Origin of the sequence: Cupriavidus sp. DF5525 (assembly GCF_040149425.2) — a bacterium.
GTDB classification, from domain to species: Bacteria; Pseudomonadota; Gammaproteobacteria; order Burkholderiales; family Burkholderiaceae; genus Cupriavidus; species Cupriavidus pickettii_A.
In genome coordinates this window covers 3,582,527-3,605,956 of record NZ_CP168265.1, presented here as the reverse complement: position 1 = coordinate 3,605,956, position 23,430 = coordinate 3,582,527, and the positions used below count along the sequence as shown (strand labels likewise).

At 63.8% G+C, this 23,430-nt stretch carries 24 protein-coding genes and 2 pseudogenes; 19 read left to right on the top strand and 7 right to left on the bottom strand.

Annotated features, from left to right (window positions below; all coding sequences use genetic code 11):
• Window positions 1-5 precede the first annotated feature (5 nt).
• From ABNX08_RS16845 to ABNX08_RS16815, 7 genes are all read left to right on the top strand, one after another.
• Window positions 6-770 (top strand): thioredoxin domain-containing protein, encoded by a 765-nt coding sequence (locus tag ABNX08_RS16845; RefSeq protein WP_349608045.1) that lies wholly within the window; start codon window positions 6-8, stop codon window positions 768-770.
• Window positions 771-963: 193 nt separating this feature from the next.
• Window positions 964-1,455 (top strand): JAB domain-containing protein, encoded by a 492-nt coding sequence (locus ABNX08_RS16840; RefSeq protein ID WP_041681127.1) that lies wholly within the window; start codon window positions 964-966, stop codon window positions 1,453-1,455.
• 192 nt (window positions 1,456-1,647) lie between these two features.
• Window positions 1,648-2,094, top strand: a complete 447-nt coding sequence (locus ABNX08_RS16835) for a TIGR03757 family integrating conjugative element protein (RefSeq protein WP_349608047.1) — start codon at window positions 1,648-1,650, stop codon at window positions 2,092-2,094.
• Entirely contained in the window at window positions 2,091-3,041 is a 951-nt protein-coding gene (locus tag ABNX08_RS16830) for a TIGR03756 family integrating conjugative element protein (protein WP_349608049.1), read from the top strand. Before ABNX08_RS16835 ends, ABNX08_RS16830 begins: the two co-directional genes overlap by 4 nt.
• Window positions 3,042-3,051: 10 nt before the next feature.
• A complete protein-coding gene (locus ABNX08_RS16825) occupies window positions 3,052-4,455 on the top strand; it encodes an integrating conjugative element protein (protein ID WP_349608051.1) in 1,404 nt (467 codons plus the stop codon).
• A gap of 44 nt (window positions 4,456-4,499) precedes the next feature.
• On the top strand, window positions 4,500-4,805 hold the full coding sequence (locus ABNX08_RS16820; RefSeq protein WP_374063681.1) for a hypothetical protein: 306 nt from the start codon (window positions 4,500-4,502) through the stop codon (window positions 4,803-4,805).
• Between the two features lie 15 nt (window positions 4,806-4,820).
• Complete coding sequence (locus ABNX08_RS16815; RefSeq protein WP_349608055.1) at window positions 4,821-6,338, top strand: conjugal transfer protein TraG N-terminal domain-containing protein; 1,518 nt, start codon at window positions 4,821-4,823, stop codon at window positions 6,336-6,338.
• Window positions 6,339-6,364: 26 nt separating this feature from the next.
• On the opposite strand, the gene ABNX08_RS16810 is transcribed toward ABNX08_RS16815, so the two are convergent.
• Together ABNX08_RS16810 and ABNX08_RS16805 are read right to left on the bottom strand one after the other, a co-directional pair.
• Window positions 6,365-6,748: a DUF3742 family protein gene (locus ABNX08_RS16810; protein ID WP_349608057.1), complete on the bottom strand. Its 384-nt coding sequence runs from the start codon at window positions 6,746-6,748 to the stop codon at window positions 6,365-6,367.
• Window positions 6,749-6,813: 65 nt separating this feature from the next.
• Entirely contained in the window at window positions 6,814-6,999 is a 186-nt protein-coding gene (locus ABNX08_RS16805; protein ID WP_349608058.1) for a hypothetical protein, read from the bottom strand.
• A gap of 239 nt (window positions 7,000-7,238) precedes the next feature.
• On the opposite strand from ABNX08_RS16805, the gene mobH reads away from it, so the two are divergent.
• Window positions 7,239-9,062, top strand: coding sequence for a MobH family relaxase (mobH, locus tag ABNX08_RS16800; protein WP_349608060.1), 1,824 nt, complete (start codon window positions 7,239-7,241; stop codon window positions 9,060-9,062).
• 601 nt (window positions 9,063-9,663) lie between these two features.
• Here mobH and ABNX08_RS16795 read toward each other — a convergent pair.
• Entirely contained in the window at window positions 9,664-10,062 is a 399-nt protein-coding gene (locus ABNX08_RS16795; RefSeq protein WP_349608062.1) for a helix-turn-helix domain-containing protein, read from the bottom strand.
• 478 nt (window positions 10,063-10,540) lie between these two features.
• Here ABNX08_RS16795 and ABNX08_RS16790 point away from each other — a divergent pair.
• A pseudogene (locus ABNX08_RS16790) lies at window positions 10,541-10,759 on the top strand (DUF2958 domain-containing protein); the annotation flags it as partial.
• Window positions 10,760-10,853: 94 nt separating this feature from the next.
• On the opposite strand, the gene ABNX08_RS16785 reads toward ABNX08_RS16790, so the two are convergent.
• Complete coding sequence (locus tag ABNX08_RS16785) at window positions 10,854-11,249, bottom strand: transcriptional regulator (protein ID WP_349608064.1); 396 nt, start codon at window positions 11,247-11,249, stop codon at window positions 10,854-10,856.
• 279 nt (window positions 11,250-11,528) lie between these two features.
• Here ABNX08_RS16785 and ABNX08_RS16780 point away from each other — a divergent pair, with 279 nt between their 5' ends.
• The 9 genes and pseudogenes from ABNX08_RS16780 to ABNX08_RS16740 all read left to right on the top strand — a co-directional run bounded on the left by ABNX08_RS16780 (window position 11,529) and on the right by ABNX08_RS16740 (window position 18,067).
• On the top strand, window positions 11,529-11,879 hold the full coding sequence (locus ABNX08_RS16780) for a DUF2958 domain-containing protein (protein WP_041681569.1): 351 nt from the start codon (window positions 11,529-11,531) through the stop codon (window positions 11,877-11,879).
• Between the two features lie 273 nt (window positions 11,880-12,152).
• Window positions 12,153-13,523 (top strand): MFS transporter, encoded by a 1,371-nt coding sequence (locus tag ABNX08_RS16775; RefSeq protein ID WP_374063615.1) that lies wholly within the window; start codon window positions 12,153-12,155, stop codon window positions 13,521-13,523.
• Window positions 13,524-13,538: 15 nt separating this feature from the next.
• A complete protein-coding gene (locus ABNX08_RS16770; protein WP_022536241.1) occupies window positions 13,539-14,231 on the top strand; it encodes a helix-turn-helix domain-containing protein in 693 nt (230 codons plus the stop codon).
• A gap of 233 nt (window positions 14,232-14,464) precedes the next feature.
• A pseudogene (locus ABNX08_RS16765) lies at window positions 14,465-14,548 on the top strand (hypothetical protein); the annotation flags it as partial.
• Between the two features lie 182 nt (window positions 14,549-14,730).
• The gene (locus ABNX08_RS16760) at window positions 14,731-15,291 is read left to right on the top strand and encodes a carbamoyltransferase C-terminal domain-containing protein (protein ID WP_349607109.1); all 561 of its coding nucleotides are present in this window, start codon (window positions 14,731-14,733) and stop codon (window positions 15,289-15,291) included.
• Window positions 15,288-16,523 (top strand): MFS transporter, encoded by a 1,236-nt coding sequence (locus ABNX08_RS16755; RefSeq protein WP_349607110.1) that lies wholly within the window; start codon window positions 15,288-15,290, stop codon window positions 16,521-16,523. The genes ABNX08_RS16760 and ABNX08_RS16755 overlap by 4 nt, the downstream gene beginning before the upstream one ends.
• A gap of 25 nt (window positions 16,524-16,548) precedes the next feature.
• Entirely contained in the window at window positions 16,549-16,737 is a 189-nt protein-coding gene (locus ABNX08_RS16750) for a hypothetical protein (RefSeq protein ID WP_349607111.1), read from the top strand.
• A complete protein-coding gene (locus ABNX08_RS16745) occupies window positions 16,737-17,117 on the top strand; it encodes a transglutaminase family protein (RefSeq protein ID WP_349607112.1) in 381 nt (126 codons plus the stop codon). The genes ABNX08_RS16750 and ABNX08_RS16745 overlap by 1 nt, the downstream gene beginning before the upstream one ends.
• Before the next feature lie 572 nt (window positions 17,118-17,689).
• Window positions 17,690-18,067 (top strand): DUF5594 family protein, encoded by a 378-nt coding sequence (locus ABNX08_RS16740; RefSeq protein WP_349607113.1) that lies wholly within the window; start codon window positions 17,690-17,692, stop codon window positions 18,065-18,067.
• Window positions 18,068-18,154: 87 nt separating this feature from the next.
• Here ABNX08_RS16740 and ABNX08_RS16735 read toward each other — a convergent pair whose 3' ends face one another.
• Together ABNX08_RS16735 and ABNX08_RS16730 are read right to left on the bottom strand one after the other, a co-directional pair.
• Window positions 18,155-19,054 carry an aldose epimerase gene (locus tag ABNX08_RS16735; protein WP_349607114.1) on the bottom strand — a complete coding sequence of 300 codons (900 nt, stop codon included), beginning with the start codon at window positions 19,052-19,054 and terminating at the stop codon, window positions 18,155-18,157.
• Between the two features lie 79 nt (window positions 19,055-19,133).
• Window positions 19,134-20,348 (bottom strand): polyhydroxyalkanoate depolymerase, encoded by a 1,215-nt coding sequence (locus tag ABNX08_RS16730; protein WP_349607115.1) that lies wholly within the window; start codon window positions 20,346-20,348, stop codon window positions 19,134-19,136.
• Window positions 20,349-20,641: 293 nt separating this feature from the next.
• Here ABNX08_RS16730 and ABNX08_RS16725 point away from each other — a divergent pair, with 293 nt between their 5' ends.
• Window positions 20,642-21,295 (top strand): glutathione S-transferase family protein, encoded by a 654-nt coding sequence (locus ABNX08_RS16725; RefSeq protein ID WP_042886852.1) that lies wholly within the window; start codon window positions 20,642-20,644, stop codon window positions 21,293-21,295.
• Between the two features lie 15 nt (window positions 21,296-21,310).
• Here ABNX08_RS16725 and ABNX08_RS16720 read toward each other — a convergent pair whose 3' ends face one another.
• Complete coding sequence (locus tag ABNX08_RS16720) at window positions 21,311-23,335, bottom strand: acetoacetate--CoA ligase (RefSeq protein WP_349607116.1); 2,025 nt, start codon at window positions 23,333-23,335, stop codon at window positions 21,311-21,313.
• Window positions 23,336-23,430: the final 95 nt, after the last annotated feature.

The following is a 23,430-nucleotide window of genomic DNA, read 5'->3' as shown; positions in this document are numbered from 1 at the left end:
GCACGATGCAACTTCCCGGCTTTACCCGATCCCGGACCTTCCTTACCTTACTGCTGGCGACCGTCTTGCTGGTGGGCGTGTCCACCTGGCTGGTACTGCGTCCGCAGGCCTCGGCGCCAGCCACCGTTCAACGCGAGTCTCATGCCGAGGCGAAGACTGGGGCTCGGTCTACGGCAGTACCCGGACCGCCTTGGCGCCGCGGCCGTTCTGATGCGCGTTTCACCGTGATCGAATATGCCGACCTGGAATGCCCGTTCTGCCGGACCTACTTCCCGGTCCTTAAGCGCTGGATCGATGAACACCCAGACGTAGCGCTGCAATGGCACCATCTGCCGCTCGCGATGCACGAGCCGGCCGCATCCGCCGAAGCCCGACTCGTCGAATGCGTCGGTGCTGCCGGCGGCCACGCTGCGTTCTGGCAGGCGGTCGAATGGGTCTACACCCATACGCGCGGCGACGGCCAGGGGCTGCCCGAGGGGGTGCGCTATCCCGACCTCGCGCCGGCCGTGCAGCAGTGCTTGGCTTCCGACCGGCCCGATGCATGGATTCGCGCCCAAGCCGAAGAGGCGGCCAGGAGCGGTGTCACGGCGACGCCGGCCCTGCTGCTGCGGGACCGTGAGACCGGTAAGACTCTACTGCTGCACGGGCCTGTCGAAGGCGATACCTTGCTTTCTGCTCTCGATCTGCTCGCCGCGGGTGGCCAGACTGCCGCCGAACCGTCCCGTTCTCCAGACATGCCCGCCGCATCCGTCGGCGACATGCCCAGGTAGTCCTCGATCTTCAAGACTACGGCGCGGCTCGACCGCGTTGATCGAAACCCCGTTCGCATCGCATCCCTGGCGCGAACAGCCATCGCCACCGCGGTGGTGGATGCCTGTTTGTCCCCTGTCTCATGCCGTCGTCCCTTGGAGGGTTTGCCCTCCCGGGCATGCGCCCTCCGATTTCAACCATTGGAGGTTTGCCATGTCTTTTGTGTCTGATTCCACCCCGCAGTCGCTCGCTCTGCTTGCCGCCCAGCACGAGGATTGGATCATCCAGCAGGCCATCACCTTGCTGGAAAAGCGTGTCTTCAAGTCCGGTCCGGTGCTGAACGGTCTCGCGGCCGTGTGCGACTTCCTGCGTCTCAAACTGGTTGCGGAGGCCAACGAGGTGTTTGCAGCGGTGTTCCTCGACGGTCAGCACCAGGTACTCGCCTACGAGCCGCTGTTCAAGGGCTCGCGTAGCGAGGTCGCGGTATATCCGCGAGTGGTTGTTCAGCGCGCCTTGGCCCTCAACGCCTCGGCGCTCATCCTTGCGCATCAACATCCGTCCGGGATAACCGAGCCGTCGATGGCCGATCGAGTGCTCACGGACCAACTCATTGTCGCCTTGGCGCTGGTGGAGGTTCGTCTGCTGGATCACGTCATCATCGGCAAGGACACACCGTACTCGTTCGCCGATTCGGGGCTGCTGTAACCGGTTACGGCGACGTTCCGGACGCGCATATTCCACCCTGCGGGAGCTTCGGCTCCCGCCTTTCTTGTCGCCAATCCAACGCGTTCCGTGCTGAGGCAACAAACGGAACACGCGCAGTGCGTCTTGTTTGTCGAGGCGATGCCGCCTTCAGCGTTTGACTATGGCTCTGATCAGCTTCCCAGGATCCCGTGCATGTCGGCCCTTCTACTCAAGTTCTTGCCGGGGTGGCCGGCCCACTGCATCGCTGCTGTACTGCCAACCATGCTGATTACATTCAGCACGCCCGCCTTCGCCGCCGACGTGCTTGTCATCACCGACAGCCGCCATCCAGTACGAACCATGGGCGGTGAGCGGGTCATCGAACTGGACCTTCCCTCGCGGATCGAGGCCGAGCTGTCCGCGGGCCTGCCTGCAGATGCGAGCAGGGCCGCCGACCTCGTGCGTCAGCGCATGAGCGGGGGCAAGGACGAACTTCAGCTCCGGATAGGCCTAGCCTACCAGGGCGTTGCCGATGCCTGGCGTCTGGGCGTCGTCAAGGTGCCCGCCGTAGTGGTCGACCGCCGCTATGTGGTCTATGGCGACCCGGACGTTGCGCGCGCCGTGGCGCGCATCGAAAGCCATCGGAGGGAACAGCCATGAATCGCCTGCTCTTGCCACTCTCTCGCCGGTTTCGGCTGGCTATGGCATTAGCGCTCCTGAGCGGCGCCGCGTCGGCATTCGCTTTGACCACGGCCACCATCGTGGCCTCTTCTGCGTCGCCCGGCTGTCTGGAGTACCGCGTCGTCGGCATCTGCTACTGGCTGTATTGCTCGTGGTCGGGTTGCAGGGTGCGCACGTCGGTGAAGGTGCGCCACTACGTCCCGGATGCGGTGGTGTCGAGTTACTCGAACACTGGCGAGAACCCGTGGATCGAGGTGCGCGCGATAAGCATGCCGAATCCCACGGCCCAGACCGGCGGCGACGGCGCCACCAACCATGACAACGAAAACAACCTGGCGAAGTTCAAGAACGCCGACGTGATCGGGCATCCCGCCGGCTCGGTGTTCAGCCAGTTCGCCAGCGCCTCTGGTTACACCTGTCAGGGTGTGGGTACGGCCTTCATGCCATACCTTCTGAGCACGCTCGACACAATGGCCTGGCGCTACAACGTGCCAGAGATGGTGTACCCGGAGGCGCGGATCCCCGGCATGCGAGAGATCGGCGGCCGCGCGACGCTGGATCTGTGGGGCAATGTCTATCCGCGCGGCGGCTTCTTGCACCAGACCGACGACTACAAAAGCGGTGCCGTGGTCGCGCAGCGCGCGGGCGACATCGTGACGCGGCGCACCCAGCCCCACGTCTATCAACCACTGCTGGCCAATGCCCGAGATGGTTACTGGCCGGCCGGCGCACTGATGGAAGTCGATGCCTCCACCGGCAAGTGGCAGGAGCTGACGCCGACCCTTTCGAACTCTTGTGCGGTCTTTCCGCACAACAGCCCGCGCGTGCAGGCCCAGCAGGGCGACTACGCCTGGGCGCTGTGGCGGCCCTATGCCTGTTGCCAGCGCCGGGGGCAGGTCTTCCTCGGTAGCGTCGATTTCATGTGAGGTATTCCCGATGAAGGCGTCCCATTCCCGTATAGCAGGGCGTGCCACGCCCTGCGCGTTGACCATCGTGCTCGCTTGCGCCGTCACGGCCGGAGCTGGTATCGCCTGGGCGCAGACCCGTATCGACCGCAACGGCGCGAGCGTGAGCGGCAGCGTCATCGGCGACGACGTGCTCTACAGTGTGGGCGGCGGTCGGGCCGTGTCCATGGGCGGGGCTGGCAACATGCAGAGCATCGGCGTCGGGGTCGGCTGGAACAGCAACCTGATCTGCGGCGACATGAGCATCACGACGACGCTGCAGAACCAGCTCAACGGCATCACTAACGGCTTCCAGGCCATCATGTCCTCGGTGATCCAGAACGCCACCAGCGCCGTGGCGTCGCTGCCGGCGCTGATCATCCAGCGCGCTGATCCGGCCCTCTACAACCTGCTGACCAACGGCGTGCTGCAGGCGCGCCTGGATTTCGACCGCTCCAAGATGACCTGCCGCGCCATCGCCAACCGCACGGCGGACATAGCAGGCGGCCAGGCGGGGTGGGATCAGCTCGCCGAGGGCATGGCACTGCGTGATGCGGTCAGCAGCACCGATGCCGTGTCGGCCATCGAGCGGGCCGAATCGAACAAGGGCAACAACGGCGTGCCTTGGGTCGGCGGCGGCAATGCGGGCGGCTCGGGCCAGAGTTCGATCAAGGTGGTGAGCGACGTAACCCGCGCGGGCTACAACCTGCTCAATGGGCGCAACGTCACGGATACCTCGTCGATTCCGCGTGCTTCCTGCGGCAATCGGCTGACCTGCCTCACCTGGTCCTCGCCGCAGGCCGCTACCAACTTCGCCACCCGTGTGCTGGGCGAGCGCGAGCAGCGCACCTGCGACAACTGCACCAAAACGCAGACCACGCCGGGCGTCGGCCTCACGCCGGTGATTCAGGAAGAGTACGAAGCCAAACTGCAGGCGCTGCAGGAGCTGGTGACGGGTGTGAAGCCGACTACGGTATTGAACCTCGAGGCGGCCGGCAGCAATTCGCTGCCGATCACCCGCGGCGTGATCGAGGCCCTGCGCGACGAGCCCGACCAGGATTTGCTGGGCACGCGGCTGGCTTCCGAGGCGGCGCTGTCAAGTGTGCTGGAGAAGGCCTTGCTGTTGCAGCGCACGCTGCTGACCGGCAAGAAGGAGCCGAACGTCGCAGCCAATGAGTTGGCCGTGAAGGAGGTCGACCGGGAGAACAGTACGCTGGAGCAGGAGATCAACAACCTCAAGGCCGAGCTGGAGCTGCGGCGCACGCTGGCCGGGAACTCCGCCTTGGCGATCGTGCAGCGCCACGAGACCCGCGCCGGCGGATCGCGCGGCATCTTCGAGGGCGACACCACGCGCGATCGGCTCAAGGAAGTGCAGAAGCCGCGGAGCACGCCGTGACCGCCCGGACCTGGCTGCGGCTGGCCTGGCTGCTCAACCGCCGCATGTGCATTGCACTGCTGTGGCTACTGGTGGTAGCCGGCATCTCCGTGGTTGTGAGCGTGGTCGGCATCCACGTCGTCGGCAGCATCGACGGCTGGGAACGCTGGCTGCGTGCTCACGCGGCCCATTTCTTCGTCTGGCGGCTGCTTCTCTACGCAGCGACGGCTTATGGCTGGTGGTGGATGCGCGGGCGCCTGCGGCAGCGCGAGCCGTCGGGCGAAGCGCATCAACGCCTGCTGCGAGTCGAGATCGCGGCCGTGATCACCATCGTGCTGCTCGAAGGCAGCCAACTGCTGCGCCATGGCTGAAGCTGGGAGGGCCTCATGACCCTCTACACGACCGACTACCTGGAGTATTACCTGACCCTGGTAGGGTGGGTGGTCAACAACGGCATCTGGAACATCCTCGTGGCGAGCGGCCTGTTCGCGCTGCCGTTCGTTGCCATCGTGATCCACGAGTGGCTGCGCGCGAGGGCAGACGAGGCGGACGAGGGCAACAAGGGCGTGTTGTCCTCGATGCGCATCGAGAACCGCGTGTGGGTAGCGATCGTGGTGATCCTGTTCGCCGGCATCCCCTTCATTCCGATGGATCTCAGCACTATCAAACTCGACACGAGCCGTTCCGTGCAGTGCCAAGTCAATGTCCCCCAGCCGGCTGATACGGGTTGGTCCAGCGCCTATACGACGCTTAACAACCAGAGCGCACTGGTCCCGGTGTGGTGGTTCTTCATGCACGCCATCTCGAAGGCCGTCACAGGCGCCGCGGTGGCGGCGATTCCTTGTGGAACGGACCTGCGGCAGATGCGCATGGATGTGGACGGCACGCGCATCGATAACCCGGTGCTGGCCCAGGAAGTCGGGGATTTCGTGCGTGATTGCTACGGCCCTTCGCGCGCCAAGCTGTTCATAAGCCGGCCGACGCTCTCCGACGAACAGATGAACGACGTCACCTGGATCGGTTCGGGCCACTTCCTCAACACCGCCGGCTTCTACGACACCTACCATTCGAGCACGCCGCGCACGGCTTGGCCTTACGACGCGTCCCGCGATGCGGGGCTGGCCCAGGTGGACAGTGGCGGCGGCTATCCGACCTGCCGGCAATGGTGGTCCGATGGCAGCAGTGGGCTGCGCGCACGCCTGCTGGCCCAGGTCGATCCCGATCTGCTCTCTCGTATCGGGCGATGGGCGGGGTTCCTCTCGCAGAATGAGGTCAACGACTCAGTGGTCCGCGCCGTCGTCTCGCCCCGGCAGCAGAAGATGAACCAGGGGGCCGTCTATACCGACTACGGCGGTCAGATCGAGAAGACGCTGCCCAACATTGTGGCGCGCGGCACCGGCGATCTCGGCCTGGCCGCCGGGTCGCCTGCTTTCTTCCCAGCCATGGACGTGATGCGCCAGGCGCTGCCGATGGTGCTGTCGCTGCTCAAGATGGCACTCGTCATCTGCATCCCGCTGGTGCTGCTGTTCGGCACCTACGAGCTGAAGGCCGTGGTCGCCGTGAGCTGCGTCGAGTTCGCGCTGTTCTTCGTGGATTTCTGGTTCCAGCTTGCGCGCTGGCTGGACAGCACGATCCTCGATGCGCTCTATGGCTGGGGGTTCGGTGCGAGCCGACCGCACTCGAACTTCGATCCCTTGATCGGCTTGAACAATGCCTTCGGCGACATGCTGCTGAACTTCGTCATGGCGACGATGTTTATTGTGCTGCCTACGTTTTGGGTGGCGGCTCTGTCCTGGGTAGGCGTACATGCCGGAAGCGTGCTCCAAGGTCTTTCAGATGCCACGCGGCCAGCGAGTCAAGCCGGAGGAAAGGGGGCGGGGGTCGTGTCGAAAAAGCTCAGGTGAATACCTGCCTCTCCGCTTGCCGGACTTCAGTCTTTGTCAAACCGGGGGTCGTAATACTGGGGGTCTGGAGTGTCGTTGTAAAGAATGGGGTGGTATCCTGGATTCTTCTTGTACTCAGCTTGCTCCCCGATCGCCCATTCCTCTGGTTCACCGTATTCGGTGTTCCGAACCACCCGAGCCGCCGCCACAGCGAACGTGAGCAGCAGTAACAGCCAGAAGACGATGTAGAGCAGCAGTCCGAGTGCAACGAGCTTGGCGACCAGCACCACCACCTTGGCAACGCCAGGTGCCAGCCCATGCGCCGTCAGCCAGCCAATCGCCTTCCTACCCAGGCGCATGACACGCCGCGACAGCCGGCCCAAGGTCCGGCCCACACCCTCCGCGAAAGTGGTTTGTGCAACGTGTTTCATCGTGGCTACCTCATGCTCGTCCTGCCGTGTCCTTCGATACTTGTTCTTGAATCCTGCACGGTTTTTCAACCGAGAGGCCGATTTTCCTGCAACATCCAATCAGACTCCGTGGCGTGCCCAAAATTCCGCAGGCGTGAGGATGGGGTACTGGCGGCCAGCAGCTCCTTGTCGCCGGTGAGCAGGTAGTCGGCCTTTGCCGCCAACAACGTGAGCAGCACGAGGCTGGTCGGTGGGGTCGCGCAGGTTCGCATGTTGGGCGCTCTCCGGCTCGACGACCTCCGCGGGCACCTCGGCATACGCTTGCGCGATTTATTCATTATGGTTCGGGTTCAGCATGACGCTTGTTCTAGGAGTCAGCTTCGTAGGTCTGGCACAGCCAGCCTTCCGGCTTCAATCCGACCTGGGCCAAGGCCGCATTGGCTGTGGCCTGAGAAGAGCCGTTGCCCTATATCCAAAGGTCCAAAGGTCTGCGCGTCATCCGGGATTCGCCATGCTTTCGTTGTTCCTACGCAGGAGAGTGCCGCCAAATACCGACACTCGGTCCACACCTACCTTGGATCCGCCTAAAGGGCTGACGCGGCCGGAATCGGCCGCGTCCCTGCTAGCGACACCGCGCCGACAGAAGCTGCTGGAGCACATTTGGCAGCGCACTTCCGTCTCCCGCAACCAGTTCGCTACGTTGTACCTCGCGCCGTTGGAACGCTACGCCGAGCTGGTCCAACAGTTTCCGGCCTCGGAATGCCACCACCATGCCTACCCAGGCGGCATGCTAGACCACGGCCTGGAAATCGTCGCCTACGCGCTGAAGTTGCGGCAATCCCATCTCCTGCCGGCCGGTGCTACGCCGGAAGCCCAAGCCGCGCAGGCCGAAGCCTGGACCGCAGGCACCGCCTACGCGGCACTGCTGCATGATGTCGGCAAGATCGCCGTGGATCTGCATGTCGAGTATGGCGACGGCACTGTTTGGCACCCTTGGCATGGCCCGCTGCGGCGGCCATACCGCTTCCGCTACCGCAAGGATCGCGAGTACCGGCTTCACGGCGCGGCAACCGGGTTGCTGTACGCACGACTGCTCGATACGGACATCTTCGACTGGCTGAGTGAGTATCCCGACCTGTGGTCCGCCTTGCTTTATGTCCTGGCCGGCCAGGACGAGCACGCCGGCACGCTGGGCGAACTGGTGGTCCAGGCCGATCAGGCCTCGGTCGCGCAGGAACTCGGCGGCGATCCGAGTAAGGCTCTGGCTGCCCCCAGGAACGCGCTACAGCGCAAGCTGCTGGACGGCCTGCGCTACCTGCTCAAGGAGGAGTTCAAGTTGAACCAGCCTCAGGCTTCGGACGGCTGGTTGACCCAGGACGCGCTCTGGCTGGTGAGCAAGACTGTTTCCGACAAGCTGCGCGCACACCTGTTGTCGCAGGGCATCGACGGCATTCCTTCCAGCAACACCGCCGTCTTCAACGTGCTGCAGGACCATGGCATCGCCTTGGCCACGCCGGACGGCAAGGCGATCTGGAAAGGTACCGTGACAAGCGATGTCGGTTGGTCCCATACCTTCACGCTTCTGCGCCTCGCGCCCTCGCTGATTTGGGAAGGAGATGAGCGGCCCCCATCGTTCACCGGTACGGTAACGGTGGTGCAGGAAGAGGGAGAGGCAACGATTCTCGCATCCCTGCCAATCGCTGCGAGTTCGCCCGCATCTGGGCCTTCGTCCGCCGGCCAGCCAACGGGCGATAGCGTCGAAGCCTTGGTGGATCTGCTTGCCCCTCCCAGCGCGGCGTCGGCCGCTTCCTCATCAGCCATCGCATTCCGTCCCCCAGTTCTGGACGACCGGGTTCTCGAGTCGGGAGAGGCGAGGGCGCCAACCGGCTCGGTGTCGCTGGCGCCCGCGTTGACTTCGGGGCAGGAGGAAACGCCGTCAGGCGAGCATTTTGTTGCCTGGCTGCGTCGGCGCATCGAAGAGCGCGCGCTCATCATCAATGACGCCAAGGCATTGGTGCATACGGTCGCCGATACCGTCTATCTGGTGAGTCCGTGTGTGTTCCAGCGCTATGCCCAGGAACATCCCAAGACTGCTTTCCTTGCCAAGCAAAACCAAGTGGCAGATTGGCAATGGGTGCAGAAACGGTTCGAGAAGCTGCAACTGCACCGCAAGCAGCAGGCCGGCCTGAACATCTGGACCTGCACAGTGAAGGGGCCGCGGAAGTCGCGGAGACTTCATGGCTACCTGTTGGAGGACCCGCGAGTCCTGTTCTCCGATATGCCGCCGAACAACCCTTACCTGTCGCTCTCCCTGTCCGCAGGTTCTGGGCAGTAGTCACCGCGTGGTCTCAGGCTAAACAGCAAAAGCTTTTGCAGTGGGCATCTTCCATGGAGCTGAAGGAAGGACTGCGACGCAAGCGGGGACGTAACTTCAATCTTCATCGGCGTTCCGTCTGACTTTGACGCCCATTTTCTGAGTGAGCGCGAGGAAGCCGGCAATATGTGCGATTCCTTACTCTCGTGGGCGCATACCTAGATTGACGCTCTTGTTGGTGCCGCGCTTTCCGAGCCGTACCGCACGAATGAATCCAACGCCTGGTAAGCGGGTTGGATACCGTGTTCGTTACCGGACCCTGGGCTTTTCCAGCAACTATGCGCGATGGCCGCTCACCGCATTGGTGTACCACAAAATGTACCGGTCAGGGCCGGCTGAATGTGTATCCACTGCCCCTCAGGGTGAACAGAGGCCCTTGTGGAGATTGCGAGCGAACACTTCGTGGCTAACCTTCCTGTGGCGATTTTTTAGAGCGGCATCTGCTGTGCGAGGACATTGCCGGCCTCGAGGCAGGCAACTTGCTGGCGAAATGGAGTGTCGAATTTCGAATGCTTAGGGCCGGCAAGGTCAGTAGCCCCTGCTCGCTATTGCATGTGAGCCGTCACTTGCGGCGTGGACTACGCGAGGAATGTTTGGACCGCAGGAGATCAGTGAATTGCTGAACAAAGCTGATCACAAGCGCTCGTTCATCCGGCTCTAGGTCCTTCAAGGCATCTGACACCACAGCAGTCTGGTCATCAATATGCCTTGAGCCCCGACGCAATAGATCATCCACCTTGCATTCCAGTGCATCGCTTAGTTGCTGGAGGCGATATAGCGTTGGAACACGAGTGCCGCGTTCCCAGCGGCTGACCGCTTCCTGTTCCAGGTGGATCATCTCCGCCAGCTTCGCCTGAGTCAGGCCGCGAGCACGTCGTTGCGCGGCAATAGCAGATCCAACACGGGCCGCAATGGCTGCGTCCTGTGCATCTTCGCCAAATGGTGTTGATCGAATAGGCATAGGACACAATGGTGGTATCTATTCCACTTGCGATGAACATCCTAACTGGAATACATTGGACCAAAATGGTTGATTTCCCCCTCGGCTTAGGATAAGGTGGAGTACCGATGCCGCTGCTGATGGTGGCGGCCGGGGGCCTGAAGCTACGGAACATCGAGCGGGGTCGACATTGCTGCCGCCGAGGCAGCAGCAGTGGAGGCTGCCTTTGAGAAGACAGCTTGGTTGTCCGCGCACACGGGACGCGTGGATCTGGCGCTCCCGTAAAACCCCGGCAAGCTCATCCGCGCTTCCTGGGCTTCGTGCCGGTAATGACCGCCATTACGATTCACTCCACTGCGGAAAAGTGCTCAACGCTGGCGCACGCCCCTTGCCGTCAACGCTGGCCCGCACCGGCCCGTGTTGGGGGGGGGCGGTCCGCGCCAAGGGCCACAGTTCTCCTCGCTCCACCGTGGAGAGGACCTTTCAAGAGGCAACGACCATGATCCAACCCCTTATTACCGCGGAACAACGCGCGCAACTGCTCGCAAACGGCCAAGCGTACGCAGCCGGCCAGGCTAGCGACCCGCTTCCTGTGGTGCGACTGTTTGCTCCGGACGCGCATGCGACCTGGCTACTGGCCGCGCTCGACCCGGCCGATGGTGACACCGCCTACGGCCTGTGCGACGTGGGTATCGGCATGCCCGAACTCGGCCATGTGTAGCTGTCCGACCTTGCATGCATAGTGAGAGCGAACCATGGCGCTCTACACCATTGACAAATGCTGCGTCGCGGGCCCCTGTGCTAGCCGCCTATTAGGCTTCTTGGCGCAACTGCTCTACCAATTCCTCGATGAGATATCGTCGGTGAGGGGTCAAGGTCTGAATCTTGTGGGCTAATGCTAGCAGCTCAGGGCCCACCTTCTCGGCCTTTCGCGGTTCTTGACCTTTGGTGACCGGGGGCGGCCCATGGTGCAACCAATGCTGGGTCACCTGAAGCCATTCGGCCAAAACTGCGATCTTGTCTGAGGTCGGAATCGACCTTCCTGACAACCACTTGTGCGTGGTCTGTGCCGTGACAGGCGTGCCCGATCTGTAGCGAAGATTGAACTGCAACGCGAGTTCGGTCGGGCCGGAAACCTCCTGCTCGGCGCGGCGTAGCGCCAAGCGCAGGCGATTAGAAAAGGCTTGCTTGTCGGCATCGGTAGGCATTTCGCCATTCTGTGTTGACGTGCCGTTCTTGCGATCAACCGTATGGGCTAAAAATATCGTTTATAGTTTAAACTTAGCTAGCTCAGGATAAGGCTCTAGACATCCTTATCAATGTGCGGTGGACCACGCCATCCCAGCGTGTGCACTTCATAGGACTACGCTATCGGACTGCGGGTGCCATTGCGGCGCAGGCAAAGCTGTTGAGCACTTTCTCGGCGCAGCGTGCGCCCAATATTGTCTAGCTCTGACTTGCAGTGAACCTTCCAGGAGGTAATGACCATGATCCAACCCCTCATCACCGCGGAGCAACGAGCACAACTGCTCGCCAACGGCCACGCGTACGTAGCCGGCCACGCTGGCGATCCGCTGCCCGTAGTGCGGCTGTTTACCCCTGACGCACATGCGACCTGGCTACTGGCTGCGCTCGACCCCGCCGATGGTGACACCGCCTACGGTTTATGCGACGTGGGTATTGGCATGCCCGAACTGGGCCATGTAAAGCTGTCCGACCTGGCATCCATCGTTGGGCCGCTCAAAAGGCCGATTCTTCGCGACCTGTACTTCCGGCCAAACCGATCGCTATCGGCGTATGCGCAGCTGGCGCAGGTAGACGGTTCAATCCCCGACTGACCGAACCCGCCGGCCATTCCGCTAGCCGGACCGGCCGCCCTCTGCTGCGCCTCATTGGTTGCAGCAGGGGCTTCGATTCCGCACAAAACCGGCCAGCATAGAAAGACGGTGCGCACGGCTTGATGTCCGCGCAGCAACTGACCGTTTCCATGCGGGCGTGGCGCACCGGACGATGCCTGATCGGCATCCCTCACGCGCAAACGATGGGGTCTGGGTCTCAAAAGGACCAGCCCTGACCGAAGTCCATTGATCACAACCTGACGAGGACCGAACGTGAATCCACAACAAGAACCGAATGTGAATCCCCTGAGCGTACCGGGCGGCGTCTTACCCGCTCCGGCACGCACGCTGGCTGCGCGCGACTACAAGACCTTGGGTCTCGCCGCCCTCGGCGGCACGCTCGAGTTCTACGACTTCGTCATCTACGTCTTCTTCGCCACGGTGCTGGGCGCGCTATTCTTCCCGCCCGACATGCCAGATTGGCTGCGACAACTGCAGACGTTCGGCATTTTCGCCGCGGGCTACCTGGCACGGCCGCTGGGCGGCATCGTGATCGCACACTTTGGTGACCGGCTGGGCCGCAAGCGCATGTTCACCCTCTCCATCCTGCTGATGGCCGCGCCCACGCTGATGATCGGCCTGCTGCCCACCTACGCCAGCATCGGCGTAGCCGCGCCGCTGCTGCTGCTGGCGATGCGCGTGCTGCAGGGCGCGGCCATCGGTGGCGAGATGCCCGGTGCCTGGGTGTTTGTCGGCGAACACGTGCCGAGCCGGCATTACGGTTTCGGCATCGGCACGCTGACCGCTGGCATCACGGGCGGCATCCTGCTGGGGTCGCTCGTTGCCGTCGCCATCAATCGCCATTACTCGCCTGAGCAGGTGAGCGACTTCGCCTGGCGCATTCCCTTCCTCCTGGGCGGTGTCTTCGGACTGGTGTCCGTGTACCTGCGCCGGTTTCTGCATGAGACCCCCGTGTTCCGCGAGTTGGCTGACCGCAGCAACCTGGCGCGCGAACTGCCGATCCGTACCGTGCTGCGCGAGCACCGCTCGGCCAGCCTGTTCGTCGCACTGCTGACCTGGGTACTTTCTACCGCTATCGTCGTGGTGGTGCTGTACACGCCCGCCTACCTGCAGAAGGTGCATCACATTCCCGCCGCGCTTGCGCTCGAGGCCAATGCGTTCGCCACCCTCATGCTGACCATCGGTTGCGTGATTGTCGGCTGGGCATGCGACCGCATCGGCACCCGGGCCGTCATGCTGATCGGCTGGAGCGGACTGTTCATGACCGCGTACCTCTTCTACGGCAGCCTGCCCGGCACGCCTGCCACGCTGTTCTGGCATTACGGGCTGCTGGGTCTGTTCGTCGGCACCATCGCCACCGTGCCGATTGCCGGCGTGCGCGCCTTTCCGGCACCGGTGCGCTTCACTGGTCTCTCGTTTGCCTACAACATGTCTTACGCAGTCTTTGGCGGCCTCACGCCGATGATTCTCACGCTGTGGCTGCAGCACGACACCATGGCGCCTGCTCACTATGTGGCAGTGCTGGCCGCTGTCGGATTCTTGCTTGCATTCTGGCCCCTCGCCAGATGCGGCCATGCCATGCGCAATGGCGTGGCCAGCCGTGCTGGTCACGTCGCTCGATAACGAAGGAGCAACGAAATGAACGCGACGGAAAACACGCCGCCAGTCCGCCTGCTGACCCCCGCCGAGCTGGCTGTGTGCATCAAGGTGTTCCGCGACGCCCGGCAATGGACTCAGGAGCAGTTGGCCGTGATCGCCGGACTCAACGTGCGAACCGTTCAGCGCGTCGAGCAAGGCTGGCCCGCCGGCCCCGACACCTGCCGGGCGCTGGCCAGCGCGTTCGATTTCCTGGACATCGACGCGCTCAACAAGCCATTCGCGATTCCACCGGAGGACGAACTCAAGGCTGCGCAGGAACAGTTCGACCAGGAGCCCGTCACCTTCGCAGCGATTCGGCTGACCACGGGTAAGCAGTTGGCGGAGCTGGCGCAGACCAGCACGATGGACATGTCGCAGCTGGCCTTCGAGATGGGCAGCGAAGCGGATAAACGCTTCGCCGCGCTGATGGAATACTTCCGCAACTACCGGGATGGCCTGGACGCCTACAGCGAAGCGCAGAAGCGCGAGGCGTCTGACACGATGCAAGCCAATATCGATGTGCTCAAGACTCTTGGCGTTTCGCTATGCTATGCCGAGCGCAAAGTGCTGCTGAAGGGGGGCTCGGACCCGGACAGGCCAATGCCAGCTAACGTCCTGTACGTGATCGGGTTTCCGCTAGGCAAGGAACCCAAGCTATTCGCCACGCCAACTTCCGTTGATATTCGTCTGTAGATCCTATGAAGCGAAGCACTCCACGAGCTGACGCCTACAATCAGCTGCTGAGGTTTGCACACAGGAGGAACATCATGCGTACCGATCAGTCATACACGGGTAGTAGTGACGTACTGGTGTTGGCGGTGTCACTCGAGCTCGCTGCGGCGAAGTGGAAGGTGGCACTGCGCGCCTGCCGCAGGGCGGCGCACGTCATTTCCACGGCCTAGGGGAACGTGTGAAAAATCCAACTGGTGCGGGAGAAACGTTCCTTGCTGATTGGGAGCGGGTGCGGACTGAACTGCGAATGGAATCGCCGCTGGCTGGATTCCGGGCTGTTCTCCGATGTTTTCATCCCTCCATGTGCCAATGACGTCGGCTCCGCGCTCGGCTCGGCCGCCGATGCGCAATGGCACCTTACTGGGAATGCAAAGCTTAACTGGAACGTCTATTGCGGCCAGACATTTGTGGATGACGTGGGATACGCGACGGCGCGCCAGCTTGGGGGCCGTTCACGCGGATGCCTGGCGGAACGGAAGCCATCGCGGATGCGCTGCGGCGCGGCAACGTACTGGGATGGGCTGCCAGCCGTGCCGAGATGGGGCCCCGAGCGTTGGGAAACCGCTCCATTCTCGCTGCGCCGTTCGACGAGACGATGCTCGACCGACTGAATACGATCAAGCGACGAGAATCCTTCCGGCCAATTGCCCCTGTATGTCTGGAGGAAGAGATCGCGACCCACTTTGATCTGGAACGCCCGAGTCCGTACATGCTCTATTTCTGCAAGGTGAAATCCCGCGACCGGCTGCGGGCCGTTACCCACGTCGACGGGTCGTCCCGGGTCCAGTCCGTAAATGCCGTACAGAATCCAATGTTGTATCGACTGCTTTCCGAGTTCAAGGCGCTGACGCATTTCGGGGTGCTATGCAACACGTCGCTGAACTTCAACGGTACTGGCTTCATCAATCGGACATCCGATCTTGTACGCTACGCGGAGAGCATGGGGCTGGATGGCTTCGCTATCAACAGCGTGCTGTTCAGTCGGGATCCCCGCAGGTCCACAAACACTATGACCGTATGACCAACCTGCAGTCGGTGCCGGGGTACCGCACACTTACTGCCGCCCGCGTGCTGAGTTCGACCATTCTCTGGGTGGACTTCACGCTGGTCTTTTCTCTGCTTGGGTACTACTGGCACGCCGATGCGGCCACCATCGGCGTCGCATCCGCCTTGTATGGCCTGCCGGGATTAGTTCTCGGGCCCTTCTTTGGCGCGCTCGCGGATCGTGTGAATCCTGTCGCCATGCTTGCCGTCAGCTACCTGGCGCGCGCTCTCACTTCCCTTCTGCTGCTCTTCGCCCCTGACATTCACCTCTTTGTTCTGTTGGTCTTCCTCAAAGGCCTGGCCAACCTTGGTGCCATGCCCGCAGAGCAGGTCATTGTCCGGATGATTCTGTCGAAAGAACAGTTTGTTTCCAACGCCAGCATCATGACCACCATCGATCAGTTGACCAAGATATGTGCGCCGCTGGTGGGAGCGGGCATGGCAAGCCTGCATCATCCGATGGCCGGATTCAGCCTGTCCGCGACGTTGGGGCTGGCCGGCGTCCTGTGTGTGTACCTGCTACGAAAGCATGTCGGCATGTCGAAGCGTGAAGTAGCCGGCAAGCAGGCACGCCGCCACCTCCATGCACTGTTCTTGCTGATGCGCGACAACGCAGTATTCCGGCGGGCTTTCGTCGCTGCCGTCTCCCAGACGGCAATTCTTGGCTTGTATGACCCCTTGCTTGCGCTTTTCCTGAAAGAGAAAGGCATGCCCGCTGCCACCTTCGGCATGATCGTCAGTAGTACCGCGGCCGGTGCCATTCTTGGCGCCCTGATCTTCAAGCGGGTTCATGCGGGAAGCAGGCATTGCACGGCAACCGTCGGCCTGGCGGGTTTTGGGTTGACTGTGGCGATCCCGGGATTGCTGGCATGGGCGGCTATCGGCATGCCGGTGTGGCTGTTGTTGGCATTCTGGGTAGCAAACGGCTGCTTCTACGGTCTGACCGCCATGAGCTTCGTGGTCGCCATGCAGCAACAATGCCAGATCCAGTCAATTGGGACTGTCAGCGCCACTGCCAGGAGCGTGCAGCTCGCGGCCCTGGTACTGGGACCGCTGGCAGGCGCGGCGCTAGCCAAACTTTTGGGAATTTCCCTCGTCTTCGTCCTAAGCGGCACGATCGCCATCGTGATCGGAGGTGTTCTTGGGCGGGTGCGAACCGGGATACAGCCGCCACTCCTGAGGCAGCCGGTTGATCGAAAGCGTCCATGAGGCCGCATGCAACCGGACTGATCCCGTGCTGGCCAACCGGCTACTCAGGCTGCGCGCGCCCAAGGGCCGTCTTGCCATCCGCTATGAGGCGATCGTCGACATCGATCAACACCGGGAAGAGGGCCACAAGCTGTCAGAGGTGCCCGTCACCGAACTTCCGTTCGGGTCCTGCCTTACCTGGCGCCGAGCCGGAATTGCGAATCCGACCGCCTGATGGAGTTCGCCAACCGCGAGTTCGGCGGCATGCAGGGCTACGCGCGCGTCTACGCCGTTCGTGAGTGGGTACGCAATCACGTGCGCTTCCTGGCGCGCTCAACCAACGAACGCACCTCGGCGGCCGATACCATCGTGAAGCGCACCGGCGTCTGCAGGGATTTCGCCCACCTGATGATCGCCCTGTGCCGCGCACTGAGCATCCCTGCGCGCATGTCCAGCAGCCTGGACTATGGTTCACCCGAGATGATTTGCACGTTCCCCATTCCACTGGTTTCTTTTCTATTGACGACCGTCGTGATATTCCTTGCAACTACCAAAACTGACGGGAAAAACTCGTGCCCGACCGAGCGACCGCCTCAGCAGACTGTTCACGTATGAATCATCGCCGTATTGGCCGACGCCTATACTGCGAAGGGCGGCATAGGGCTCGCTGCCATACTGGTTCCGCGGTGCAACGACTCTATGGAACGGAGGTAGCCATGCAAAGAGATGTAGTCGTTGGCCAGTATCTGGTTTCGATTCGGGCAGAACCAAAATGCGAGGGTAGCGAGGCGGGTAAAGTCACGGGATATTCCGTGCGGTACACCCTGGCACGCAGCGACGGAGCCCCAGTGCGTCCGGGCTTCCAGACGGTGACCTCCTATGAATTCAACGTAGGGACGGAGCTCTTCCCAACGGTTGAAGCCGCGCTTGACCATGGCCTTCCCAAGGCTCGCGACGATATCGGTAGCTTCGAAGCACAGCAAGCTGTGAGCGGAAATCCGACGTCTGACCCCGGGTGAAGATCGAGGGCCGCGGCCCACGCCCGTGCTGCCCCTGCTTGCGTACGAACGGGCGCCAATCCTGTCCAAGGCTCGTTGGCCACTGCGGCCCGGCGTATAGTTGCTGGCAACATGGCGCACGGCAGAGTGCCGCCATCGCCCAACTCGCAACGTCAGGACGCCCCCACCTTGACCACGGATCTTTTCGCCCGCTTTGAAGCGGAATGCCTGCCGCGCATCGCCGAGACCATCGGCAAGCTGCAACGGCGCGTGCAACTCCACACCTTGCCGGCCGATGGCCCCAACCGGCCCGCGCGCCTGCGCCTGACCGGCGAAGGGCCGGCCGAATTGCGGCGCCATCCGTTTGCGCTCGATATCACGCTGGCATGGGACGGGCTGGAAGTGCAGCGCCTGTTCGCGGCCGGCGGCGAGGCGCGCTTTGCTGGCTATCTTGCGGCGCTGCCGGGCAAGCTGCGCGCGTGGCAGGAGTCGCGCGGCATCGACTTCGGCTCGCTGTCGCAGGTGGACCCGGCGATCCTGATCGGCGGGCTGGATTTCGAGCACTGAAACTCTCGCACCATCGTCATTCCCGCCTGCGCGGGAATGACGGTAGATCTTGATGAGTTACCTATAGCGCCAGCAGCGCCGGGTTGGTTAGCCCGTCACCAGCAGCCGGCACACCGCGCTTTCCGCTTGCCCCGGTTCGATCCACCGCAGCCCCTGGCCGTGGTGGATGGCATCGGGCAGTCCTACCCATGGTTCCACGCAGTAGAAGTCCGAGGCCTCGCTCTCGGACCACGTCGTCACGGCATGCCACGGCGCGCTGCCGGGGCGGTCGAGTTCGAATGCGATGGTGCGATCGGGCATCGCCAGCGTGGCGGCGGGGCCGTCGGTAAAGACGTGGAAGGTGTCCTGCAGGCGCGGATCGTCGAGCCGGTATGTGGTTTCGCCGGCCTCTGCGGGGCCGGGCTTGCCATCGGGCAACTGGCGCACGCGGTCGGCGCGGGCCAGTGTCAGGGACGCGGATGCGCGCTGCGTGTGCGGCAACGCGAAATAGAAATGATGGCCCGGGTAGCAGGGAAGGCGCCGCTCGCCGGTATTGGTGGTGCGCAGCGTGACTTCCAGCCCGTCAGGCAGCAGGGCGTAGACCGCGTCGAAGACAAACGCGTACGGGTAGCCCACCCTCGTCGCGTCGCTGTCGCGCAGCGTCATGGTGATCGCCTGCGCATCGATGGCGGCGATATCGAAATGCAGGTCGCGAGCAAAGCCATGCTGGGCCAGCGAATGCACGACACCGGTCTCGTCCCGCCATTGCCCGGCATTGCCCTCGACGAAATGCCGGCCGATAAACGGGAACAGCAGCGGGTTGCCGCCGCGCACCTTGGCCGGGCGGCTCCAGTCGGCGTTGTCGGGCCAGTGGAGGATGTCTTGCCCGCGATGCACCCAGCGGACCAGGCGGGCGCCATGTTGCGGGGCCAGCAGCAGGAAGTTGTCGGCATCGCCGACCCGGACCAGCGGCTGGCCCTGGAAGTCTTGTGTCGGAAGCAATGGCATGATGATCGTTGGCGCTGCGCCGTCCGCGTGACGCCCGGCGCAGCCGCCATGATATGCCAGCGCGCTGGCGGCAGCGGTCTCAGCTGGTGGTGTAGATGGTGTTGCGCACCAGCGGGTACACCTGCGTCTCCCACCGCGTGCCGTTGAAAACCCCATAGTGCCCGACGCCGGTCTGCACGTGATGCATGCGCAGGTAGGGAGGCAGGCTGGTGCACAGCTCCTGCGCGGCCACGGTCTGGCCGATCGCGCAGATGTCGTCGCGCTCGCCCTCGACGGTGAGCAGCGCGGTGCGGTGGATGGCGCGCGTGCAGACACGGCGCCCGCCCACGTCGAGCAGGCCCTGCGCCAGCAGGAAGCGCTGGAAGATCAGGCTGACGGTTTCCAGGTAGAACTCCGCCGTCAGGTCCATGGTGGCGAAGTACTCGATGTAGAAGTCGCGGATGGCGTCGGCCTTGTCGTGCTCGCCGCGCTCGCGCAGCGCGTAGAGCTCGCGCAGCGCCTGTTCGTGCCGCTCCAGGTTCATGCTCATGAAGGCCAGCAGCTGCACGTGGCCCGGGTAGACGCGCCGCGCGGCGCCGGCAAAGCGCAGCGGCACCATGCCGATCAGCGTGCGCTCGAACCAGTCGAGGGACCGGCTGGTGGCCAGCTCGTTGACCTTGGTCGGGTTGACGCGCGCGTCGATGGGGCCGGCCATCAGCGTCAGGCTGGGCGGCTGGGCGGGGTCGCCGTCCTCGGCCATGATGGCCGCCGCCGCCAGCGCCGCCACGGTAGGTTGGCAAATAGCCACCACGTGTGTGCCGCCGCCCAACGCTTGCAGGAAGCCGATCAAGTGTTGCACGAATTCATCGAAGCCGAAGCGCCCGGCCAGCAAGGGAATGTCGCGGGGGTTGTGCCAGTCGGTGATATAGACGTCGTGGTCGGCCAGCATGGTCTGGACCGTGCCGCGCAGCAGCGTGGCGAAGTGGCCGGACATTGGCGCCACCAGCAGCACGCGCGGCTGGCCAACGATGCCGTGGCGGCGGAAGTGCAGCAGCGAGCAGAACGGCGTGCGCGCGACAACCTCCTCGGTGACCTGCACCGGCCGTCCGCCAACGGTTGTGCTGTCGATGCCGAAGGCCGGCCGGTGATGCGTGAGCCGCGCCAGCGCGATGAGCTCGCAGACGGCGCGCAGGCGGTGCGCGCCGTCGAAACCGCCTGGCCTGGGGCTCGCCGCCAGCGTCGCGGCAGCAAGCTCCGCCACCGTGCACGCCGGCAGTATCATGTCCGCGTAGGTCTGGTACGCCTGGTACAGCATGGCTCGGCCCCCGTCATTCTGGTTTCCGCATTCCGCAATATATATGCCATCGGCACGCGCTTGGCACGCGCTTTGCGCGGTGCCACGCGAAAGGCGGGCACGAGCGTGCACAAGTTGTGCAAGATGCGCCTGCGGCAGCGGCATGGCGCCGCATCGTTGCACGAACCGGGCCGCCGGCGCCAGACTGGTGCCGCATGAGCGCACCGCATGGGTGCGCGGCGCGCTGGCCTCAGGATGCGACACCGATATCGCGAACGCGCCGACGGGCTCCGAGGCGCGGCTAAGGAGGCGTGATGAGCAAGACCACACTCACAATCAGCAGCAAGACCTATTCTTCGTGGTCGCTGCGCGGCTGGTTGCTGGCGCGCTTTGCCGGCCTGGAATTCGAGGAAGTGCTGGTGCCGCCCGACGACGCCGCGGCGCGTGCCGAGATCCTGCTGCTGTCCCCGTCGATCCTCGTTCCCTGCCTGCGCCACCAGGGCGTGACGGTGTGGGACACGCTGGCGATCGCCGAATACCTGAACGAGATCCGCCCCAAGGCCGGCCTGCTGCCGGAAGACCGCGCCGCGCGCGCTCACTGCCGCGCCATTTGTGGCGAGATGCACTCAGGGTTTGCCGCGATGCGCTCGGCGCTGCCGATGAACCTGAAAGGGCATTTCCCGGGGATGAAGGTGTGGTCGCGTGCGCAGGCGGACATCGACCGCATCACGGCGATCTGGACCGAATGCCTGACCCGCTACGGCGGGCCGTACCTGTTCGGCACGCGCACCATGGCCGATGCCATGTACGCGCCGGTGGTGACGCGCTTTGTCACCTACGGCGTGATGCTCGATCCGGAGCCGGTCGCCTATTGCAAGCAGATCCTGGCGATGCCGGAGCTGCAGGAATGGATCGCGGCGGCGCGCGAGGAACCCGACGAAATCAGCGAACTGGATGTGGAGTTCTAGCGGCCGCCGCTAACGCTACACAGTGGTGGATTCGGCTTGCCGCGCCTTCAGGAAACGCGCGGCGTAGTCGAAGTACCAGTCCAGCGTATCCGGGTTGGCCATTGCATCGCGGTTGGCGATGCCCTGCGGCGCATGGCCCAGCAGCAGCTTCTTGATCGGCACTTCCATCTTCTTGCCCGACAGCGTGCGCGGCACGCCCGGCACTTGCACGATTTCGTTGGGCACGTGGCGCGACGACAGTGCGTCGCGGATGCGCGCGCGCAGCGTGTCACGCAGGGCATCGTCCAGCACCAGCCCTTCACGCAGCACGACGAACAGCGGCATATAGGATTCGCGGCCCAGGTACTCAAGGTCGACCACCATGCTGTCGAGCACTTCCGGCAGGTCTTCCACCACGCGGTACAACTCGCTGGTGCCCATGCGGATGCCGTGCCGGTTGATGGTCGCGTCCGAGCGTCCATAAATGACCGCGCCGCCTCGCTTTGTGATCTTGATCCAGTCGCCGTGCCGCCAGGCGCCGGGGTAGGTATCGAAATAGCTGTCGCGATAGCGCTTGCCATCGGCATCGCCCCACAGGAACAGCGGCATCGACGGCATCGGCTCGGTGCACACCAGCTCGCCGACCGCGTCGATCAGCGGCTGGCCGTTGTCGTCGAAGGCCTGCACCTTGGCGCCCAGGCAGCGGCACTGCATCTCGCCGGAGTAGACCGGCAGCAGCGGGCAGCCGGCGACGAACGATCCGGCGAAGTCGGTGCCGCCCGACATCGGCACCAGCCAGATGTCTTCGCGCACATGGCGGTAGATCCAGTCGTAGGCCTCCGCCGGCAGCGGCGAGCCGGTCGAGCCCAGCCCGCGCAGGCGCGACAGGTCGGCAATGCGCGCCGGCTCGATGCCCGCCTTCATGCAATTGGTGAAGAACGCCGCGCCGGCGCCGAACATGGTCACGCCGGCATCGTCGACGAAGCGCCACAGCACGCCCGCATCCGGGAAAGCCGGGTTGCCGTCATACAGCGCGATGGTGGTGCCCAGCAGCAGCCCGGCCACCTGCGCGTTCCACATGATCCAGCCGCTGCTGCTGTACCAGTGGAAGACGTCGTCCGGGCCGAGGTTGTTGTGGAAGGCCATCAGCTTGAGCTGCTCGATGACGATGCCGCCATGGCCGTGCACAATGGGCTTGGGCATGCCGGTGGTGCCGGACGAATAGACGATCCACAAGGGATGGTCGAACGGCACCGGCTCGATCGCCAGCGGCACGTCGTGCGCCAGCACGTCCGGCCAGGCATGCGTGCGCACGCCGGCGGGTGACGGTGCGGTGCTGCCGATCTGCGGCACGAGCACCAGGTCGGTCAGCGAGGGCAGGGCCGCGACCAGTTCGGCCACCACCGGGGCGCGGTCATAGGCCTTGCCGCCGTAGTGGTAGCCATCGACGGCGATCAGCACCCTGGGTTCGATCTGGCGGAAGCGGTCGGTCACCGCCACCTGGCCCATGTCGGGCGCGCAGCCGGACCACACCGCGCCCAGGCTGGCCGTGGCGAGGAAGGCGATGATGGTGGCGGGGATGTTGGGCAGGTAGCCGGCCACGCGGTCACCGCGCTGCACGCCCATCTGGCGCAGCGCATGGGCCAGCGACGCGACCTGGGCTTCGAGCGTGGCCCAGCTCACTTCGGCCAGCGGTTGCGCCTCGCCGGCGTAGCGGATTGCGGCGCGCTGGCGCGCGTCGCCGCGGCCGGCGTGGCGGAACACCTGCTGCGCGTAGTTCAGCGTCGCGCCCTCGAACCAGCGCGCGCCCGGCATGGTGCGGCGATCCAGCACACGCGCCGCGGGCGTGTCGAAATGCACGTCGAAATAGGCGCGCACGGCGTCCCAGAAGGCTTCCAGCTCGGTGACGGACCACTGCCACAGGCTGTCGTAGTCGTCAAAGGCCAGGCCGCGCTCGGCCCGCAGCCAGCGCATGAAGGCGGCGATCTGGCTGCTGTCGCGGAACGCCTCGGAAGGCGTCCACATCAGGTTCCCTTCGGTGAGAGGGGCGGGGGTGCTCATGTCTGTCTCCTCCTTGGCCGTCTGTCGCGGGCATCGGATGGTGGCGATGGATATGTCGGGCGACTCTAGCGGCACTCGGCATCAGCCCGACATGA

Coding starts and splice junctions, on each gene's coding strand:
- ABNX08_RS16845 (WP_349608045.1), top strand. CDS start 6: ATGCAACTTCCCGGCTTTACCCGATCCCGGACCTTCCTTACCTTACTG.
- mobH (WP_349608060.1), top strand. CDS start 7,239: ATGCTTTCGTTGTTCCTACGCAGGAGAGTGCCGCCAAATACCGACACT.
- ABNX08_RS16825 (WP_349608051.1), top strand. CDS start 3,052: ATGAAGGCGTCCCATTCCCGTATAGCAGGGCGTGCCACGCCCTGCGCG.
- ABNX08_RS16720 (WP_349607116.1), bottom strand. CDS start 23,335: ATGAGCACCCCCGCCCCTCTCACCGAAGGGAACCTGATGTGGACGCCT.
- ABNX08_RS16745 (WP_349607112.1), top strand. CDS start 16,737: ATGGAGTTCGCCAACCGCGAGTTCGGCGGCATGCAGGGCTACGCGCGC.
- ABNX08_RS16795 (WP_349608062.1), bottom strand. CDS start 10,062: ATGCCTATTCGATCAACACCATTTGGCGAAGATGCACAGGACGCAGCC.
- ABNX08_RS16840 (WP_041681127.1), top strand. CDS start 964: ATGTCTTTTGTGTCTGATTCCACCCCGCAGTCGCTCGCTCTGCTTGCC.
- ABNX08_RS16830 (WP_349608049.1), top strand. CDS start 2,091: ATGAATCGCCTGCTCTTGCCACTCTCTCGCCGGTTTCGGCTGGCTATG.
- ABNX08_RS16815 (WP_349608055.1), top strand. CDS start 4,821: ATGACCCTCTACACGACCGACTACCTGGAGTATTACCTGACCCTGGTA.
- ABNX08_RS16780 (WP_041681569.1), top strand. CDS start 11,529: ATGATCCAACCCCTCATCACCGCGGAGCAACGAGCACAACTGCTCGCC.
- ABNX08_RS16810 (WP_349608057.1), bottom strand. CDS start 6,748: ATGAAACACGTTGCACAAACCACTTTCGCGGAGGGTGTGGGCCGGACC.
- ABNX08_RS16760 (WP_349607109.1), top strand. CDS start 14,731: ATGCCTGGCGGAACGGAAGCCATCGCGGATGCGCTGCGGCGCGGCAAC.
- ABNX08_RS16805 (WP_349608058.1), bottom strand. CDS start 6,999: ATGCGAACCTGCGCGACCCCACCGACCAGCCTCGTGCTGCTCACGTTG.
- ABNX08_RS16785 (WP_349608064.1), bottom strand. CDS start 11,249: ATGCCTACCGATGCCGACAAGCAAGCCTTTTCTAATCGCCTGCGCTTG.
- ABNX08_RS16770 (WP_022536241.1), top strand. CDS start 13,539: ATGAACGCGACGGAAAACACGCCGCCAGTCCGCCTGCTGACCCCCGCC.
- ABNX08_RS16835 (WP_349608047.1), top strand. CDS start 1,648: ATGTCGGCCCTTCTACTCAAGTTCTTGCCGGGGTGGCCGGCCCACTGC.
- ABNX08_RS16730 (WP_349607115.1), bottom strand. CDS start 20,348: ATGCTGTACCAGGCGTACCAGACCTACGCGGACATGATACTGCCGGCG.
- ABNX08_RS16820 (WP_374063681.1), top strand. CDS start 4,500: ATGTGCATTGCACTGCTGTGGCTACTGGTGGTAGCCGGCATCTCCGTG.
- ABNX08_RS16755 (WP_349607110.1), top strand. CDS start 15,288: ATGACCAACCTGCAGTCGGTGCCGGGGTACCGCACACTTACTGCCGCC.
- ABNX08_RS16725 (WP_042886852.1), top strand. CDS start 20,642: ATGAGCAAGACCACACTCACAATCAGCAGCAAGACCTATTCTTCGTGG.
- ABNX08_RS16735 (WP_349607114.1), bottom strand. CDS start 19,054: ATGCCATTGCTTCCGACACAAGACTTCCAGGGCCAGCCGCTGGTCCGG.